The organism is Micromonospora terminaliae (assembly GCF_009671205.1).
Lineage (GTDB): Bacteria > Actinomycetota > Actinomycetes > Mycobacteriales > Micromonosporaceae > Micromonospora > Micromonospora terminaliae.
In genome coordinates, this window is record NZ_CP045309.1 from 5387003 (window position 1) to 5404693 (window position 17691).

Here is a 17691-nt window from a genome sequence, read left to right on the forward strand (position 1 = left end):
GGGACATGCATGCGATCACGATCCCGAAACCCGGTGGCCCCGAGGCTCTCGTCTGGGCGGTCGTGCCCGACCCGGAGCCCGGCCCGGGTGAGGTGCTGGTCGAGGTGTGCTCCAGCGCGGTGAACCGGGCCGACCTGCTGCAACGGCAGGGGAACTACCCGCCGCCTCCGGGCGCGCCGGCGTACCCCGGTCTGGAGTGTGCCGGGGTGGTGGCCGCGGTCGGGCCGGAGGTGACGGGCTGGTCGGTCGGCGACGAGGTCTGCGCGCTGCTGGCCGGCGGCGGGTACGCCGAGCGGGTCGCCGTGCCCGCCGGCCAGCTGCTGCCGGTCCCGGCGGGGGTGGACCTGGTGGACGCGGCGGCACTGCCCGAGGTGGCGTGCACGGTCTGGTCGAACGTGGTGCAGCTGGCCCGGCTGGCCGAGGGCGAGACGCTGCTGGTGCACGGCGGCGGCAGCGGGATCGGCACCTTCGCCGTCCAGCTCGGGGTGGCGCTCGGCGCGACCGTCGTGGTGACCGCGCGGGCGGCGAAGCACGAGCGGCTGCGCGAGCTGGGCGCCGCGCACACCATCGACTACGCGGAGCAGGACTTCGTCGAGGAGCTGCGCCGGGTGACCGACGGCCGGGGCGCCGACGTGATCCTGGACATCATGGGTGCGGCCTACCTGCCGGGGAACGTGGCGGCGCTGGCCACCGGCGGCCGGCTGGTCGTGATCGGCATGCAGGGCGGCCGCAAGGGCGAGCTGGACCTCGGGATGCTGCTGGCGAAGCGGGCCTCGGTGCACGCGACCGCGCTGCGGTCCCGCCCGCTCGCCGAGAAGGCGGAGATCGTCCGGGGTGTCCGCGAGCAGGTGTGGCCGCTGGTCGAGTCGGGCAAGGTCCGGCCGGTCGTCCACGCCCGGGCGAAGATGGCCGAGGCCGCGGACGCGCACCGGCTGGTGGAGACCAGCGACCACGTGGGCAAGGTGCTGCTGGTCCGCTGACCGGTCAGGCGGCGTCCGGCGCCGGGCGGGGAAGCATGAGCCGGGCGCCGGAGCCCTCGGCGGCGAGCGCGTCGCCCGGGTTGTAGAGGGTGCAGCGCTGCAACGACAGGCAACCGCAGCCGATGCAGCCGTCGAGGTCGTCGCGCAGCTTGCCGAGCAGCCGGATCTTCTCGTCGAGGCGGCTCCGCCAGGCCCGGGAGAGGGCGGCCCAGTCGTCGGGGGTGGGCGTCCGCCCCGCGGGCAGCGAGTCCAGCGCGTCCCGGATCTCCTCAAGCGAGACGCCGACCTGCTGGGAGATCCGGATGAAGGCCACCCGGCGCAGCTCGGTGCGGGCGTAACGACGCTGGTTGCCGCCGGTCCGCTCGGCACGGATCAGCCCGAGCCGTTCGTAGTAGCGCAGCGCGGAGGGAGCCACGCCGCTGCGCTCGGCGAGCTGGCCGATGGTCAGGGTTGCTTCGTGCATCACAGGGCCTTGAGTTGAAGTTCGCTTCAAGTCCGAGGCTATCCGCATGACGACGACAACCGCCACCGACCCCGCGGTCCTGGAGGCGCTGCTCGACCGGGTACGCGCCGGTCGCGAGTTCGGCGCCAACGTCCATTCGACGCTGGACGTCCTCCAGGTGCTCTACGACCGGGTGCTCCGGATCACCCCGGCGAGCGTGGACGACCCGGACCGCGACCGTTTCCTGCTCTCGAAGGGGCACGCGGTCGCCGGCTACTACGCGCTGCTCGCCGCCAAGGGCTTCATCCCGGTGACCTGGCTGGACGGCCAGGGCGGTCCGGAGAGCCGGCTCGGCGACCACCCGGACCGGACGCTGGTGCCGGGCGTGGAGATCGGCTCGGGGTCGCTCGGCCACGGTCTCGGCCTGGGCGTGGGCACCGCGCTGGGGCTGCGGGCCCAGGGCCGCACCGACCCCCGGGTGTACGTGCTGCTCGGCGACGCCGAGCTGGACGAGGGCTCGAACCACGAGGCGATCGCCTACGCGGGGGCCACGGAGCTGGGCAACCTGACCGCGATCGTGCTGGACAACCGGTCGGCGAGCCACGGCTGGCCGGGCGGCGCCGCGAGCCGGTTCACCGTCAACGGGTGGACCGCCGCGACCGTCGACGGCCGGGACCACACGGCCCTGCACCTCGCCCTGACCGGGCACGACCACCACCGGCCGCACGTCGTCGTCGCGGTCGTCACCGACGGGGAGTGACCATGACCATGCGCGATGTCTTCGTGACCACGGCCGAGGAGGTCCTGAGTGATCCTCGCACCACGGTTGTGCTGGCCGACATCTCGGCGGCCGCGTTCGCCCCGGCCGCGGCCCGCTACCCGGGCCGGGTGGTCAACGTCGGCATCCGGGAGCAGTTGATGGTGGGCGTGGCCGGCGGGCTGGCGCTGACCGGGCAGCGGCCCATCGTGCACAGCTACGCGCCGTTCCTCGTCGAGCGGGCGTACGAGCAGATCAAGCTGGACCTCGACCACCAGGGGGTCGGCGCGGTGCTGGTCAGCGTCGGCGCGTCGTACGACCGGGCGGCGGCGGGACGGACCCACCTCGCGCCGGCCGACGTGGCGCTGATCGACACCCTCCGGGACTGGACCGTGTACGTGCCGGGGCACCCCGACGAGGTTCCGGGGCTGCTGCGCGACGCGGTCTGCGGGGCGGGTTCGGCGTACCTGCGACTGTCGACGCAGACCAACGCGCGGGCGTACCCCGGGTCGGGTGACCTGCGGGTGCTGCGGGACGCCGGGCCGGGCGCGCCGCTGCTGGTGGCGGTCGGGCCGGTGCTGGACGCGGCCCTCGCGGCGGTGGCCGACCGGCCGGTCACGGTGGCCTGGACCCACCGGCCGCGCCCGTTCGACGCGGCCGGGCTGCGGGCGCTCGCCGGCACCGAGGTGATCCTGGTCGAGCCGTACCTGGCGGGCACCTCGGCCCGGGTGGTGGGCGCCGCGCTGGCCGACCGGCCGCACCGGCTGCTGGCTCTGGGGGTGGGCCGGTCGGATCTGCGCCGCTACGGCACGCCCGAGGACCACGATCGCTGGCACGGCCTGGACGCGGCCGGCCTGCGCCGCTCGGTCGACGCGTTCCTCACTCCGGCCCGGGCCGCCGCCTGACCGGCGAAACGACGGGACCCCGCACGCCGGCCTGGCCGGGGTGCGGGGTCCGGTGTCGTGCGTGGGGCGTCAGCGGGCGGCGGGGCCGACCGGGTGGCGCCGGGCGCGCTCGCGGGCCAGGATCCAGATCGCCTCGACGCCGTCCTTCCAGGTGATCTTCTTGCCCTCCTCGCGGCCCCGGGCGCGGTAGCTGATCGGGACCTCGTAGGGGCGGATGCGCTGGCGGAGCAGCTTGCCGGTGACCTCGGCCTCCATGCCGAAGCCGCGCGAGCGGACCCGGAGCGAGCGGTAGAGCTCCAGCGGCATCAGCTTGAAGCAGGTCTCCAGGTCGCCGATGTAGGAGTTGTAGAGCACGTTGGCGGCGAGCGTCACGCCCTTGTTGCCCATCACGTACCAGAAGCTGTAGGAGCTGTGGCTGCCGAAGGTCCGGTTGCCGTAGACCACCGTCGCCCGCCCGTCGAGCACCGGCTCGAGCAGCCGCGGGATGTCCTGCGGGTCGTACTCGAGGTCGGCGTCGAGGATGACCATGTACTCACCCTCGGCGTTGTCGACGGCGGTCTTGATCGCCGCGCCCTTGCCGGCGTTGCGCTGGTGGGTGATCACCCGCAGCCGGGCGTCGTCCACGCGGCCGAGCACCTCGCCCGTGCCGTCACGGCTGCCGTCATCCACGACGACGAGCTCGATCTCGCACGGGTAGTCCACCGCCAATGCCTGCTTCAGGGCATCCGCAATGCGTTCTTCCTCGTTGTATACCGGCATGAGGATCGAGAGCTTCACGGTTTCTCCACGGTGGCGACGGCCAAGTCGGGGCCTAGCCTAACCCGACTGGTCGCCGAGGTCACCACTGCCCGTCCGCCCTGCCCGGACGCCCTCGGCACCGGCCCGCCCGATGTGCCGGAGAAGTGCCCTTCCGCACCCGCCCGCAACGTTTCCGAGATGCATTCACATCCCGTGACGCGGCGGTTACCTTCTGGTAACTCGATCGACATCCCGCGATCGAGGCGAAAGGAGTGCGTCGATGTCTGGTACCCCCGCCAGGCGCGCACGGACGACCCGACGCCGCACCCTGGCCGTCCTGTCCGCCGCCGCCCTCGCCCTGCCGATGCTGTTCGGTCCCGCCGCCCCCGCGGCCGCCGCCGACCGGCCCGCCGTCCAGCCGCTGCCCGCCGCGCTGGAGACCGTCCGCGCCGCCGAGGCCACCGCCCTCTACGGCTCCCCCGACATCCGGCCCCTCGAACAGCGGCGCACCGCGCTGGTCACGATGGGCGACAGCGAGATCTCCGGTGAAGGCGTCGGCAACTACGTGCCCGGCACCCACCAGGACGGGAACTGGTGCGACCGCTCGTACGACCAGGCGGTGTTCCGCACCGGCATCCCGGCCGACCAGAAGTACAACCTGGCCTGCTCGGGGGCGACCCCGTGGAACCTGATCGCCGGCGGGCCGACCCAGCACAACGAGCTGAACCAGGGCGACCAGTTGGCGATCAAGGCACGCAACACGCACGTCCGGCTCATCTGGGTGGTGGTCGGCGCGAACGGCGACGGCACCATCCAGTTCGGGCCGGTGGCCACCGACTGCGCGATCCGCCGGGTCTTCTTCCAGGGCGCGTGCTGGCCCACCTACACCGACCAGTGGACGATCCGCACCGACGGCAGCCGGCAGGCGGTCGAGGCCGCGCTGACCTCGATCCGGCAGACCATGACGGGGGCCGGCTACCTGCGTTCGGACTACGAGCTGGTGCTCATGTCGTACCCGAGCCCGGGCAGCCCGGACGTCGAGGACAATCCAAACTTCCCCGGCTGGTACTCCGGCGGCTGCCTGCTCTACCTGGCCGACATGGCGTTCGCCCGGAACAAGGCCGTGCCGATGTTCGAGTCGGCGCTGCGCGCCGCCGCCAGCAACACCGGCACCCGCTACCTGGACGCCAGCCGGCTCTTCCACGGCCACGAGGTGTGCACCGACAACACCTCGGTCCGCGGCCTCTACATCGAGGTGGGCATCTGGGACGAGAACGCGGCGCGGCAGTCGTTCCACCCGAACTACCGCGGGCACGGCATGTTCGCCCAGTGCGTCACCCAGTTCTGGAACTCGGGCGCGCAGCGGGCCACCTGCGTGGACCCGGCCAGCACCGGACAGGGCGTGCTGGTCGACGGGCTGCTGGAGTTCCGGCAGCTGCGGAACGCGGCCACCGGGACCTGTGTGGACGGCAGGGGGTACGACTCCCGCAACGGCACGGTGCAGCAGTCGTACGCCTGCCACGGCGGTCGCAACCAGGGCTTCTGGTACGACCCGGCCCGGCAGTCGCTGCACTCCGAGCTCTCCCACGACCGCTGCCTGGACGTGAGCGGCGGCAGCCTGACCGCCGGCACCGCGGTCAACGTCCACGACTGCCACGGCGGGGCCAACCAGAAATTCGTCTTCGCCGGCAACCAGCTCAAGCCGGCCGGCGCGACCACCCTCTGCGTCGGCTTCGACAACCCCTGGCTCACCACTCCGCGACTGCGGCTGGCGACCTGCTCGACGAGCAGCCGCCAGCAGTGGTACTTCGAGTCCCGGTCGTACGCGAACCCGGTCGGCTACGGCCACGACGACTTCATCGGGTCGCGCGTCTACTGAGGAACGGCACCGGGGCCGGCGCGCTGACGCCGGCCCCGGTGCCCCGCCTCAGCGCTGCTTGAGCGGTACGACGACGAGGCGGGCGACGGACGTGTCGCCGTCCTTCGCACCGGCCACACCGACCGTCGTGCCGACCTTGATGTCGCTGGGCTGCACGGTGCTGCGGCGCTCGACCACCCGGAGCTTCTCGTCGAAGGTCCAGGTCATGGTGAAGCCGTCGGTCGACTTCACGGTCATCGACCTGGCGTCGATGGCGGTCACCTGGCCGCGCTGGACGGCGACGGTCTTCGTCCCGCCGTCCTTCGTCTGCACCACGACCTCGCCGTGCAGGGTGTTCCTGCGCAGCAGCACCCGGGCGCGGTGCCGCTTGCGCCACTCCTGCGCCTGCTCGCCCCGCTTGCCGCGCGGGCCGGCCTGCTCTTCGGGCGTGCCGGAGGCCGACGGCGCCGGGGCGGCGACGGGGTCGACGTCCAGCTCGGCGGCGTCGACGCCGAGCGCGGCCAGCGCCTGACCGTCCGCACCCAGGGCGGCGGCCACCTCGACGGCCGTCTCCTTCGCCGAATCCTGGGCGACCTCGGCCGGGCCGCATCCCGCGAGCCCGAGGGCGGCGGCCGCGAGCAGCGCCGTGACGCCGGTGACGATTCCCTGACGTGCCATCAGTGTTCCTCTCGTCCGTGGTGCCGTCAGCCTCCCCCACCGCCGCGAGCGGATCGTCAGGCCGATGTTCGGGTCAGGTAAGGATCGCCGGGCAGCCGGACGGTGAAGGCCGCCCCGCCCTCCGGAGCGTGACCGGCCCGGATCTCGCCGCCGAGCCGCCGGACCAGCCCGGCGGCGAGCGCCAGCCCGAGCCCGCTGCCCACCTTGCGCACCCCCCGGTACCGCTGGTGCAGGGCCCCGCGCTCGAACGCCACCGCCAGGTCGTCGTCGGTGAAGCCGGGTCCGCCGTCCCGGACCTCGACGAAGCCGCCCGCGGCCGGGTCCGCGCCGGCCGCCCGCACCGCGAGCACCACGGGCGCCCCCGGGGGTACGACCCGCAGCGCGTTCTCCAGCAGCCCGTCCACGACCTGCCGGATCCGCCCCGGATCGGTGTACGCGGGCACCGGCCCGTCCGGCGTCTCCACCCGGAACGGCACGCCGACCGCCGCGCACCGGTCGGACCAGGTGCGTGCCGCGTCGGCGGCCAGCCGGGTCAGGTCGACCGGCCCGGGTTCCAGCGGGAAGTCGGCGGCCTCCAGCCGGGCCAGCGCCAGCAGGTCGCTGACCAGCCGGTCCAGGTGCTCGGACTCGGCGAGCACCGTCCGCCCGGTGGCCGGCACCGCGTCGGCCTCGATGACCCCGTCGGCCAGCGCCTCGGCGTAGCCGCGGATGGCGGTGAGCGGGGTGCGGAGCTCGTGGGAGACCGAGAGCAGGAACTCGCGCTGCCGCCCCTCACTGGTGGCCAGCGCGGCGGCCAGCCCGTTCAGCGCGTACGCCAGGTCGGCCACCTCGTCGGGCGGCTCCACGGGCACGCGCACCGCCCGGTCCCCGGCCCGCAGCCGCGCGGCGGCCGTGGCCGCGGTGCGGATCGGCCGGGCCAGCCGGCGGGCCAGCAGCAGGCCGGCGGCCGCCCCGGCGGCGAGCCCGGCGAGCATCGGCAACCAGAGGCTGAGCAGCACCTGCCGCCACGGTCCGTTGCGGGTCGGCCGGGCCAGCACGACGCCGTCGCCGCCGGGCAGCGCCCGCCCCTCGACCAGGGCCCGTTCGCCGCCGACCAGCCGCCGGCCGGAGACGTCCCGGCCGGCCGCCACCCGCTTCACCACCTGCGGGGGCAGGCCGGCGTGGTCGGCCTGGCCGGCCCGGACCAGGTACACCTGGATCTGCTGCTGGCGGAGCTGGCGGATGAGCCGGTCCCCGGCATTGTCCCGCTGGCGCGCCGCGCGGACCCGGAGCACCTCGGCGGCCAGCCGGGCCTGCGCGGCCAGCGCCTCCTGGTCGCGCCGCTCCGCCCCGCGTACCGCCAGGGGCACCGCGACCAGCGCGGTGACCAGCACCGACACCAGCGCCACCGCGCAGGTGACCAGCACGGCGCGGGCGGTCAGGGTGTGCGCGAACCGCCGCCGGGGCGGGGCCGCCGGGCCGGACCCGATGACCGGGAGCGCGACGGTGGGCTGTTCAGGCATCGGCCGCGTACCCGACGCCGCGGTGGGTGCGGATCACGCTGGCCGGGCCGAGCTTCGCCCGCACCTGCGCCACGTGCACGTCGACGGTCCGGGTGCCGGCGTGTGCCGCGTACCCCCAGACGCCGGCCAGCAGTTCCTCCCGGGTGAAGACCCGGCCGGGCCGGGCCATCAGGTGCGCGAGCAGGTCGAACTCGGTGGAGGTCAGCTGCACCGGGGCGCCGCCGGCGGTGACCGTGCGGCGGGCCGGGTCGAGGGTGACCGCGCCGACCACCCGGGGCTGCTCGGCCGTGGCGGGTGCGCCGGCGGCGCGGCGCAGCACCGCCCGGACCCGGGCGACCAGCTCGCGGGGGCTGAACGGCTTCGTCACGTAGTCGTCGGCGCCCAGTTCCAGGCCGACGATCCGGTCGACCTCGTCGTCGCGTGCGGTGAGGAAGATGACCGGCGTCCAGTCGCCGGCCTCGCGCAGCCGCCGGCAGATCTCGGTGCCGGCCAGGCCGGGCAGCGCGATGTCGAGCACGCAGGCCACCGGCCGCAGCCGCCGCGCGGCGGCCAGCCCGGCCGACCCGTCCCGTTCCAGGTGTACGCCGAACCCGTCCCGGGTCAGGTAGAGCCGGACCAGGTCGGCGATGGCCGGCTCGTCCTCCACCACGAGGACGAGCCCACGCGGAGCGGCGTCGGCGGTCACCGGCCCATGATTACCGACCGGGGGCCGGTCGGGCGGCCGGCGGAATGTTCGGGTTCGGTAAGGAGCCGGTCAGCGGACCGTCGCGGGCCGGAGCACGGCCGTGCGGGCGGCGGCCGGCGGCTGGCCGATGGTGGCGACCAGCCGCTCCGCGGGCGTCCGGAGCCGCGTCCGGAAGGCGTGGTTGAGCAGGGTGTCGAGCTGCCACACCTGCTTCGGGTGGTGGGTCCGGATGAGGAACCGCTCCCGGACCCCGTCGATCGCGGTGGCCGCCAGCTCCAGGCTGTGCGACCGCGGGTCGGGGCTCCAGGTGACGTTGCTGAGCTCGCGTAGTTCGGTGTTGAGGTGCAGGCGCAGCCGGTGCAGCACCCGGGTCTGCTGAGTGACCACCAGGCGGCGGTGGGTGAGCAGCATGAGGTAGTCGCCGCCGATCGGGTGGTCCGGACGGCTGCAGCGGGTGACCAGGATGGTCGCGTCGCCGGAGCCGACGCACCGGCGGAAGACCGGCATGTGCCGGCTGACGGTCTGGGTCGCCAGGCCGGTCTCGGCGGCGGCCGGAAGGAACGTTCGCGAGAACACGTCCATGCAAGATGCAACGAGCATGTGAGCAGGGGTGATATGGGTCACTCCCGATTTCTGGAACTTCCACCCGTGCAAATCGCACTCGATGTGCGACAGACGGCGGGCCCCGGTCGCCGCGAGGGCGGCCGGGGCCCGTGGTGGGGTCAGGAGGTGACGCGTACCAGTCCGGCGTCGACCTGCCACTCGCTGCCGTTCGGCACGTACTGGTCGACGCTGTGGCCGATCACCTCGTCGCCCTCGACGGCGTACCGGGAGACGTCCGAGTCCACGGCGTCGTCGGTGGCGTCCCGCCCGGTGAAGTCGTACGTGGCCGCGACCCGCACCTCGACCCGGTACTGGTTCGGCTTGACCTCCACGGTCCAACTGCCGTCGGCGGCCACCGGCACGGCGATCGGGGTGCCGTTCGGCTGCCCGGCGAAGGTCGGCACCACCCACACCGAGGCGTTCGCGGCGACCGGGTCGACCGCCACGTCCTCGGCGTCGCGCCGGCCGTCGCCGTCCAGGTCCTGCCAGAGCTGACCGTGCACGGTGCTGGTGTCCGCGAACTCGACGCTGGTGCCGATCTCGTTGGCCCCCGAGGGCAACTCCGGCGTGGCGGTGGTGAGCACGCCCTGGAACGGGATCAGGTCACCCGCGACGCCGCCGACCACCGTGAAGTCGAGGGCGATCACCGCCTGCTCGCCCGTGACCATCGGCGCGTGCCGGCAGTCCCACCCGTCGGTGACGGTGGTGCACTGCCACGGCGCGGCCACCCCGTCGGCGGCGACCGGGCGCAGCCGCGGGTCAAGGGTGATCCGCATGGTGACGTCCTCGGCCACCATGTCGCCGACGTTCTCGAACTCCCAGGTCGTACGGACCGTGTCACCCGCGACCACCCAGTAGGGCCGGACGTCGAGGGTGGTGAACCGGAGGTCGGCGCCGTGCGGCTCGGGCACGATGCTCGCGTCGTAGGTGAAGACCGCGTCGCCGATGTTGTCGCCGCTGTTCGCTTCCTCGCTGGTGGTGCTCACGTCCACCGGCACGGTGATGGTCGACCCGTCCGTGCCGCCCGGGAGCCGCACCCCCAGGGTCAGCGCGGCGGCGGCCTCCCCCGCGGCGAGCGCCGGGTGCGTACAGGCGACCACCGGCGCGGAGACGTCACACTGCCAGGGGCCGTCCGCCGGCACCCCGCCGCCTTCGCCGGCGACGGTCACGCCGTCGGGCAGCCGGACGTGGAGGTTGATTCCGTCGGCGACGGCGTTGCCCCGGTTGACCAGGGCCAACCCGACGCCGGCCGCCTGGCCGTCGACCAGGACCCGCTCCGGATCCGGGGTGACCGTGAGCCCGAGGTCCGCGACCTCCGGCTCGGGTACCACGATGCTCGCGTCGTAGGTGAAGACGGCCGTACCGGCGTTGTCGGCGGTGGAACTCTCCCGGCTGGTCGTGGTCACGCCGACCGGCACGGTGAGGGTGCCGCCGTCCTGCCCGGCCGGCAGCCGCACCTGAAGCTTCAGCGGGGCGGCGGCCGCCCCGGCGGCGAGCGCCGGGTGCGTGCAGCTCGTGACCGGGGTCGAGAGGACGCAGTGCCACGGGCTGTCGGACGGGACGCCGCCCTCACCGGCGGGCGCGACGCCCTGCGGGAGGCGGAAGGTGAGAGTGACGCCCTCGGCGGTGGCACGACCGTGATTGAGCAGGTCGACCCCGATGCCGGCCACCTGACCGGCCACCAGGACGCGTGCCGGGTCGGGCGTCACGGTGAGCCCCAGGTCGGCGCGGGGCGGGGCGGCGGAGACCGGGCCGGCGCCGAGGGCCGTGGCGGCGGTGGTGAGGGCGAGGGCGGCGACTCCGGCGCGCAGCGCCGGGCCGCCGGGACGACTGGAACGGACGAAGCGGATGACGGGCATGCCTGCCTTTCGTCGGTGGAACGGCGGCGCGGCCGGCGCCGCCGGGTGCCGGGGGCCGCCACGTCACCCCGTCGGGGGCGGTCGGCCTCGGCCGGCATCCATCGATTCAGGCGCTGCCCGGCCGACGGCCGTTACGCAGCGAGCCGCCACACCCTCCACTGTTCACCGACGGGCAACCGGGACGCCACCGGGCCGGCCACGCACTGATCGCCGCCGCGGCCGCCGTCTCAGGCAGGGCTGGGAGCGAAGAGTTCCCCGAGCCAGCCGGGCACGGCGGCCGCGTACTCGGACCGGGCCGGATCGGGCGTGGCCAGGGCGCGCCGCCAGGACAGCGCCCGGCTCACGGTGGCGACCGTCATGGCCAGCCCGGCGGCCTCCCGCAGGGCCGCCCGGTCGTACCGGCCGGTCCACGCCTCCAGGTAGGCGTCCCGCAACCGGCCCAGCACCGGGTCGCCCGGTGCCAGCCCGGCGCCGTGCGCCACCGAGTTGAGCGTCACCAGCAGAGTGGCGAACGGGTGGGCCACCGAGGCGTCGCCCCAGTCGAAGAAGCGGTAGCCGGCGTCGGCGACGAAGACGTTCCCGTCGTGCAGGTCGTCGTGCTGGACGCTGGCCGGGACCCCGAACTCCGCCAGCCGACGGCAGGTCGCCGCGAACTCCGGCCGGTGCGCCCGCAGCCGCGCGTGCAGTTCCGGGGTCAGCCCGTCCGGCCGGCCCAGCAGCAGGGCGTCGGAGTCGTCGAGCAGCCCGTCGAGGAGTGCCGGCATCAGCTCCGGCCGGTGGTCGGGCACCCCCGCGGCGAGCAACCGGTCGACCCTCGGCGCGACCGCGATCTGCACGGCCGCGTACGCGGGCAGCACCCGCTCCCAGAGCGTCAGGTCCCCGGCGAGCACGTCCCGCAGGCTCGGGCCGCCGTCGGGCAGCAGCGACCAGCCGCGCGCGGGGTCCACGGCGAGCGGGTCGAGCACCGCCTCCGGGGCGAGCCGGGCCAGCTCGGCCAGGAGCGCCGCCTCGAAGCGGGTGCCCGCGTTGTTGGCCTTGAACCAGGCCGGGCCGGCGTCGGTGGGCACCCGCCAGACGAGCGACCAGGGGCGGACCCGGGGCTCCACCGGGCCGGTCACCCGCCGGCCGTGCCGGCCCAGCGCGTCACCGACCCAGGCCAGCGCGGCGTCCCGCCACCGCGGATCGGACCAGTCGGGTGTCGTCACGGTCGGCACGCTAGGCGGCGCCCCCGGCGGCGGCCAGCGATTTCAGAGCAGCTCGACGATGGTGGCGTTGGCCATGCCGCCGCCCTCGCACATGGTCTGGAGGCCGTAGCGGATCCCGTTGTCGCGCATGTGCTGGAGCATCGTGGTCATGATCCGGGCGCCGGAGCCGCCGAGCGGGTGGCCGAGCGCGATCGCCCCGCCGCGCGGGTTCAGCCGCTCCGGGTCGGCCTCGGTCTCCGCCAGCCAGGCCAGCGGCACCGGGGCGAACGCCTCGTTCACCTCGTACACCCCGATCTCCTCGATGCCCAGCCCCGCGCGGCGCAGCGCCTTCGCGGTGGCCGGGATGGGGGCCGTGAGCATGGTGACCGGGTCGTCGGCCGCGACCACGGCGGTGTGCACCCGGGCCAGCGGGCGCAGGCCGTGCCGGCTGGCCCACTCGCTGGTGGTGACCGCGAGCGCCGCGGCCCCGTCGGAGATCTGCGACGCGGAGCCGGCGGTGACCACGCCGTCGGCCCTGAACGGGGTGGCCAGCTCGCCGAGCTTGGCCAGCGACGTGTCCCGCCGGATGCCCTCGTCGGCGCTGAACTTGCCGCCGTCGGCCAGCGCCACCGGCGCGAGCTCCGGGTCGAACGCCCCGGCGTCCTGCGCGGCGGCCGCCTTCTCGTGGCTGGCCAGCGCGAACTCGTCGAGCTGGGTACGCGAGAAGCGCCACCGCTGGGCGATCAGCTCGGCGCCGACGCCCTGGTTGAACGGGAGCGGGCTGTCCGCGGCGACGCCCTCGACGCCGCGGTAGCGCTCGAGGATCGCCGCGCTGAACGGCATCCCGCCGGCCACGCTGGAGCCCATCGGCACCCGCGTCATCGACTCGACGCCGCCGGCCACGACGAGGTCGGCCTGGCCGGAGAGCACGGTGGCGGCGGCGAAGTGCAGCGCCTGCTGGCTGGACCCGCACTGCCGGTCGAGGGTGGTGCCGGGGACCGACTCGGGCCAGCCGGCGGCCAGGACGGCGTTGCGTGCCACGTTCCACGACTGCTCGCCGACCTGCGACACGCAGCCCCACACCACGTCGTCGACGTCGCCGGGATCGATGCCGGTCCGCTCGGCGAGGGCGCGCAGCACGTGCGCCGAGAGGTCGACCGGGTGCACGCCGGCGAGGCTGCCCTTGCGTCGCCCGACCGGGGTCCGTACCGCACCGACGATGACCGCGTCACTCATGACTACTCCCCGGTAACTTGGCTTGCCCCGATCCTACGTGCTGACCCGGCCGGTCGTCCTCCCCCCGGTCCGGGGCCCGTCCGGCTGGCATGCTGGGACCGTGACTCCACAGTCGTCCCCGGCCCGGCAGTGGCGGGTGCCGCCCCTGCTGCCGGCGGTCAAGGCGCTCGGCGCGCTCGTGCTGGTCGCGCTGGGCCTGCTCTTCGCGGGCGAGGACCGGATCCAGCTCGTGCTCGCCGGCCTGGCCGCGGCCGCGCTGCTCGGGTGGGCGCTTCGCGACCTGGTCGCGCCGGTCCGGCTGGCCGCCGACCCGGAGGGGATCACAGTGATCCAGGGCTACGCCCGCCGCCGACGCCTTCCCTGGGCGGCCGTGGAGGCGATCCGGGTGGAGCGGCGTACGCGGCGCGGGCTCACCGCCGAGACGCTGGAGATCGACGCGGGCGAGTCGCTGCACCTGTTCGGCCGCTACGACCTGGACGCGCCGCCCGAGGAGGTCGCCGCCGCGCTGGAGGCCGCCCGCGCCGCCGCGCGCTGAGCCCGCCGCGCCCTGAGCCGGCCGCGCCCGGTCAGCCGGTGAGCGTGGCCGTGCGGACGAGGATCAGCCCGAGTAGCGCCACCAGCAGGATCGCCCCGCCGGCGACCTGGAAGGCGGTCCGCCGCATCCGCGGGGCGTACGCCAGGACCAGGGCCATCAGCGCCCCGACCACCAGCCCGCCGAGGTGCCCGGCCACCGAGATGCCCGGCACGGTGAACGTGAAGATCAGGTTGATCACGAGGATCGGCACGATGGCCGAGGTGTCCCGGCCCAGCCGGCGGAGGATCACGAAGATCGCGGCGAACAGGCCGAAGATGGCCGTCGACGCACCGACGGCGGGCTGGTTGGGGGCGCTGAACAGGTAGACGGCGACGTTTCCGCCGAGCCCCGCGATCAGGTAGAGCGCCAGGAACCGCAGCGGGCCGAGCACCGCCTCCAGGTTGCGCCCCAGCACCCAGAGCGCCCACATGTTGAGCAGCAGGTGCACCAGGCCGTAGTGCAGGAACATCGCGGTGACCAGCCGGTACCACTGGCCCTCGGCCACCCCGCCGACGGTGCCGTCGGGGAAGACGGCCTGGCCGAGCACGGCGCCCCAGTTGGTCAGCGGCGTCGAGCCGCCCATGAGGCCGCCGAAACCGGACCCACCGGCGGCCGCGTCCCCGCCCCGGTCGGAGGCGATGGACAGCACCATCACCAGGACGTTCAGGGCGATCAGCGTCTTGGTGACGTAGCCCTGGCGGCCGGCGGCACCGCCCCCGAAGGCGGTACGCGCCGGCCGCACGCTGCGGCGTCCCTCGTTGACGCACTCCGGGCACTGGTGGCCCACCGAGGCGTCCCGCATGCACTCCGGGCAGATCGGCCGGTCACAGCGGGTGCACCGGACGTACGTCTCCCGATCGGGGTGCCGGTAGCAGACCGGAGTGGTCGGCGCCGGCCCGCCGGTGGCGTCGCCTGCCTGCCCGGAGCGCTCAGTCATGCGAGCAAAGGTACCCGCGCGACGCTCAGGCCGGCTTGCGCTCGATCTCGACGCGCTCGATGACCACGTCCTGGAGCGGCCGGTCGCTCGGGCCGGTCGGGGTGTTGGCGATCGAATCCACGACCTTCGCCGACTGCTCGTCCGCGACCTGACCGAAGATGGTGTGCCGGTTGTTCAGGTGCGGCGTCGGGCCCACCGTGATGAAGAACTGCGAGCCGTTGGTGCCCGGCCCGGCGTTCGCCATCGCGAGCAGGTAGGGCCGGTCGAAGCGCAGCTCCGGGTGGAACTCGTCCGCGAACTTGTAGCCCGGGCCACCGCGACCGGTGCCGGTCGGGTCGCCCATCTGGACCATGAATCCGCTGATCACGCGGTGCGAGATGGTGCCGTCGTAGTACGGCCCGCTGCCCGGCTGGCCGGTACGCGGGTCGATGTACTCCCGGGTGCCCTCGGCCAGCTCGACGAAGTTGCGGACGGTCTTCGGCGCGTGGTTCGGGAAGAGCTCCAGCCGGATCGGGCCAGCGTTGGTGTGCAAGGTGGCGTAGACAGCCTCGGCCACGGGTACTCCTCACTCGTTGGTCAGTTCCATGCGGATCCTCCCATGTGCCCGATCTGGCCATGCGGAGGCATCCGAAGGTGGAGGATGACGGAGGAACAACTCCCAGGAGGTGGGACCGTGTTTGGAATCGGGCGGCGCAAGACCCAGGGGCAGCTCGCGAGGGCGGAGCTGAACCAGGGCATCGGTCACCTGAGGCAGGCCGCCACGCACGCGGCGAAGGGTGCCGGCGCCACGGTCGGCCCGCGCGTCCAGGCAGCCCGGGGCGCTGTCGGGCCCACCGCGATCGTCGTCCGGGACCGGGCGTCGAGCGGTGTGGCATCGACGGTCGCCGCGCTCGCGCCGCTGCTCATGACGATGCGCAACGCCCAGGCCGAGGCCGCCGGCAAGGCCCTGACCGGTCGGAAGGCCGCCGCCGCCAAGCAGGCCGCGATGAGCAAGAAGGTGAAGGCGAAGAACATGAAGGCCGCGAAGAAGAAGCAGAAGAGGTCGCGCGGCATGACGACCGGCCTGCTGGTCGCCGGGACCGTCGCCGGCCTGGCCGGCGCGATGGCCATGCGGCGCCGCCGCGAGCAGCAGGAATGGGCCGAGTACGACCCGACCGGCAAGCTGGAGCCGATGCGGGAGGACGTGGACACCATCGTGGTGGAGACCCCGGACGCGACCGCGAAGGTCACCCAGGCCGGCCCGACCGGCGCCGGCAGTTCGGCGGTGGCCGGCAGCGGCAGCGCCTCGACCGCCACGTCGAGCAGCCAGCCGGTGATCCAGCCGACCGACAAGGTTCCCTCGGTCGCCGAGGGTGCCCGGGACGTTTCCGGCCGCCCGGCGGACGACGTCACCAAGGCCACGCAGAACGGCCGGAGCACCGCCAAGTCCAGCGGTCGCCGCTGACCCGACGGTCACCGGAAAGCGCCGGCGCGCGGGGGTACGCCCCACGCGGCCGGCGCTTCCGTCTGCGGGTCAGAGCCAGCCGTTGCGGCGGAACAGCCGGTAGAGCGTGAACGACGAGATGAGCATCAGCGCCCACACGCCCGGGTAGCCGTACGTCCAGCCGAGCTCCGGCATGTACTTGAAGTTCATGCCGTAGATGCCCGCGATGGCGGTCCACACCGCACCGATCGCGGCCCAGGCCGCGATCTTGCGCATGTCGTTGTTCTGGTCGACGGTGACCTGGGCCAGCCGCGCCTGGAGGATGGAGTTGAGCAGGTCGTCGTAGGAGTTCACCTGCTCGACGGTGCGGCTGAGGTGGTCCTGCACGTCCCGGAAGTAGCGCCGCACCTCCTGCGGCACCTCCCGGTTGACCTGCGAGGTGAGGGTGAGCAGCGGGCGCTGCAACGGCACCACGGCCCGCTTGAACTCCACCAGCTCCCGCTTCATCTGGTAGATCCGCTGGATCCGCCCGCTGCCCTGCCGGTCGAAGACGTCCGCCTCCAGCACGTCGAGGTCGTCCTCCAGCCGGTCGGCCACCTCCAGGTAGAGGTCGACCACCCGGTCGGTGACCGCGTACGCGACGGCCCACGGGCCGTGCTCCAGCAGGTCCCGCTTCGCCTCCAGGTCGGCCCGGACCGGCGACAGCCGGCAGGCGTCCCCGTGCCGGACGCTGATCAGGAAGTTCGGCCCGATGAAGAGCATCACCTGGCCGGTCTCCACGACCTCGGAGTTCTCCGTCAGCTCGGTGTGCTCGCAGTAGCGGGCGGTGCGCAGCACCAGGAACGCGACGTCGCCGAAGCGCTCCAGCTTGGGACGCTGCTGGGCCTTGACCGCGTCCTCCACGGCCAGCTCGTGCAGGCCGAAGGTGGCCGCGATCGCGGTCATCTCCTCCAGCTCCGGCTCGTGCAGGCCGAGCCAGACGAAGCCGTTCCGCTCCTCGCGGGCGGCGGCCAGGGCCTCGGCGTAGTGCCACTCGCCGGGCCGGCGCTCGCCGTCGACGTAGAGGCCGCAGTTGACGATCCCGCTCCGTCCGGAGTCGGCCGGCTGGGTCGTACGCGGGGAGCCGTCGGCGTTGAGGATGCGCGACATGGCGCGTACCGGGGCGGCCCAGGCCCGTGGTCTGGGTGCCCGGTCGCCGTTCTGCCCGGCGCTGCGGTCGCGTGCCACCCGGTCCGTCATCTCGCCCCCTCTCCACGAAGCTGCGGCTTGCAGGTTACGCCGATCGGGACGGGGTGCAGCGCCGGCGAGCACGGGGCGGGCGGCCCGGTGC

The 17691-nt window shown here is 74.1% G+C and carries 18 protein-coding genes; 6 read left to right on the forward strand and 12 right to left on the reverse strand.

What is annotated here, in order from left to right; all coding sequences use genetic code 11:
• The first annotated feature begins 5 nt into the window (after positions 1-5).
• Positions 6-980, forward strand: coding sequence for an NAD(P)H-quinone oxidoreductase (locus GCE86_RS24785; protein WP_154229136.1), 975 nt, complete (start codon positions 6-8; stop codon positions 978-980).
• Positions 981-984: 4 nt separating this feature from the next.
• Here GCE86_RS24785 and soxR read toward each other — a convergent pair whose 3' ends face one another.
• Positions 985-1443: a redox-sensitive transcriptional activator SoxR gene (gene soxR, locus GCE86_RS24790; protein ID WP_154229137.1), complete on the reverse strand. Its 459-nt coding sequence runs from the start codon at positions 1441-1443 to the stop codon at positions 985-987.
• A gap of 46 nt (positions 1444-1489) precedes the next feature.
• Here soxR and GCE86_RS24795 point away from each other — a divergent pair, with 46 nt between their 5' ends.
• Both GCE86_RS24795 and GCE86_RS24800 read left to right on the forward strand, forming a co-directional pair.
• On the forward strand, positions 1490-2182 hold the full coding sequence (locus GCE86_RS24795; protein ID WP_154229138.1) for a transketolase: 693 nt from the start codon (positions 1490-1492) through the stop codon (positions 2180-2182).
• Between the two features lie 8 nt (positions 2183-2190).
• Positions 2191-3084, forward strand: coding sequence for a transketolase family protein (locus GCE86_RS24800; RefSeq protein WP_154230663.1), 894 nt, complete (start codon positions 2191-2193; stop codon positions 3082-3084).
• 69 nt (positions 3085-3153) lie between these two features.
• On the opposite strand, the gene GCE86_RS24805 is transcribed toward GCE86_RS24800, so the two are convergent.
• On the reverse strand, positions 3154-3861 hold the full coding sequence (locus tag GCE86_RS24805) for a glycosyltransferase family 2 protein (protein ID WP_154229139.1): 708 nt from the start codon (positions 3859-3861) through the stop codon (positions 3154-3156).
• A gap of 241 nt (positions 3862-4102) precedes the next feature.
• Here GCE86_RS24805 and GCE86_RS24810 point away from each other — a divergent pair, with 241 nt between their 5' ends.
• Positions 4103-5701: a ricin-type beta-trefoil lectin domain protein gene (locus GCE86_RS24810; RefSeq protein WP_154229140.1), complete on the forward strand. Its 1599-nt coding sequence runs from the start codon at positions 4103-4105 to the stop codon at positions 5699-5701.
• Positions 5702-5749: 48 nt separating this feature from the next.
• Here GCE86_RS24810 and GCE86_RS24815 read toward each other — a convergent pair whose 3' ends face one another.
• The 7 genes from GCE86_RS24815 to GCE86_RS24845 form a co-directional block, all read right to left on the reverse strand.
• Complete coding sequence (locus GCE86_RS24815) at positions 5750-6358, reverse strand: hypothetical protein (RefSeq protein ID WP_154229141.1); 609 nt, start codon at positions 6356-6358, stop codon at positions 5750-5752.
• Between the two features lie 56 nt (positions 6359-6414).
• Positions 6415-7860: a sensor histidine kinase gene (locus GCE86_RS24820; RefSeq protein ID WP_154229142.1), complete on the reverse strand. Its 1446-nt coding sequence runs from the start codon at positions 7858-7860 to the stop codon at positions 6415-6417.
• Positions 7853-8545 carry a response regulator transcription factor gene (locus tag GCE86_RS24825; protein ID WP_154229143.1) on the reverse strand — a complete coding sequence of 231 codons (693 nt, stop codon included), beginning with the start codon at positions 8543-8545 and terminating at the stop codon, positions 7853-7855. Before GCE86_RS24825 ends, GCE86_RS24820 begins: the two co-directional genes overlap by 8 nt.
• A 69-nt stretch (positions 8546-8614) precedes the next feature.
• Entirely contained in the window at positions 8615-9127 is a 513-nt protein-coding gene (locus GCE86_RS24830) for a hypothetical protein (RefSeq protein WP_154229144.1), read from the reverse strand.
• Positions 9128-9267: 140 nt separating this feature from the next.
• On the reverse strand, positions 9268-11007 hold the full coding sequence (locus GCE86_RS24835) for a COG1361 family protein (protein WP_154229145.1): 1740 nt from the start codon (positions 11005-11007) through the stop codon (positions 9268-9270).
• A 227-nt stretch (positions 11008-11234) separates the two neighbouring features.
• Positions 11235-12212: a phosphotransferase gene (locus GCE86_RS24840; protein ID WP_244317063.1), complete on the reverse strand. Its 978-nt coding sequence runs from the start codon at positions 12210-12212 to the stop codon at positions 11235-11237.
• Between the two features lie 42 nt (positions 12213-12254).
• Positions 12255-13427, reverse strand: coding sequence for a thiolase family protein (locus GCE86_RS24845; protein WP_154229147.1), 1173 nt, complete (start codon positions 13425-13427; stop codon positions 12255-12257).
• Positions 13428-13527: 100 nt separating this feature from the next.
• On the opposite strand from GCE86_RS24845, the gene GCE86_RS24850 reads away from it, so the two are divergent.
• Entirely contained in the window at positions 13528-13962 is a 435-nt protein-coding gene (locus tag GCE86_RS24850; protein ID WP_244317064.1) for a PH domain-containing protein, read from the forward strand.
• A 31-nt stretch (positions 13963-13993) separates the two neighbouring features.
• On the opposite strand, the gene GCE86_RS24855 is transcribed toward GCE86_RS24850, so the two are convergent.
• Both GCE86_RS24855 and GCE86_RS24860 read right to left on the reverse strand, forming a co-directional pair.
• Positions 13994-14938, reverse strand: coding sequence for a rhomboid family intramembrane serine protease (locus GCE86_RS24855; protein ID WP_154229148.1), 945 nt, complete (start codon positions 14936-14938; stop codon positions 13994-13996).
• Positions 14939-14963: 25 nt separating this feature from the next.
• Complete coding sequence (locus GCE86_RS24860; RefSeq protein WP_107075444.1) at positions 14964-15494, reverse strand: peptidylprolyl isomerase; 531 nt, start codon at positions 15492-15494, stop codon at positions 14964-14966.
• 84 nt (positions 15495-15578) lie between these two features.
• On the opposite strand from GCE86_RS24860, the gene GCE86_RS24865 reads away from it, so the two are divergent.
• Positions 15579-16382 carry a hypothetical protein gene (locus GCE86_RS24865; protein WP_154229149.1) on the forward strand — a complete coding sequence of 268 codons (804 nt, stop codon included), beginning with the start codon at positions 15579-15581 and terminating at the stop codon, positions 16380-16382.
• Positions 16383-16451: 69 nt separating this feature from the next.
• Here GCE86_RS24865 and corA read toward each other — a convergent pair whose 3' ends face one another.
• Positions 16452-17600 carry a magnesium/cobalt transporter CorA gene (corA, locus tag GCE86_RS24870; protein WP_154229150.1) on the reverse strand — a complete coding sequence of 383 codons (1149 nt, stop codon included), beginning with the start codon at positions 17598-17600 and terminating at the stop codon, positions 16452-16454.
• Positions 17601-17691 lie beyond the last annotated feature (91 nt).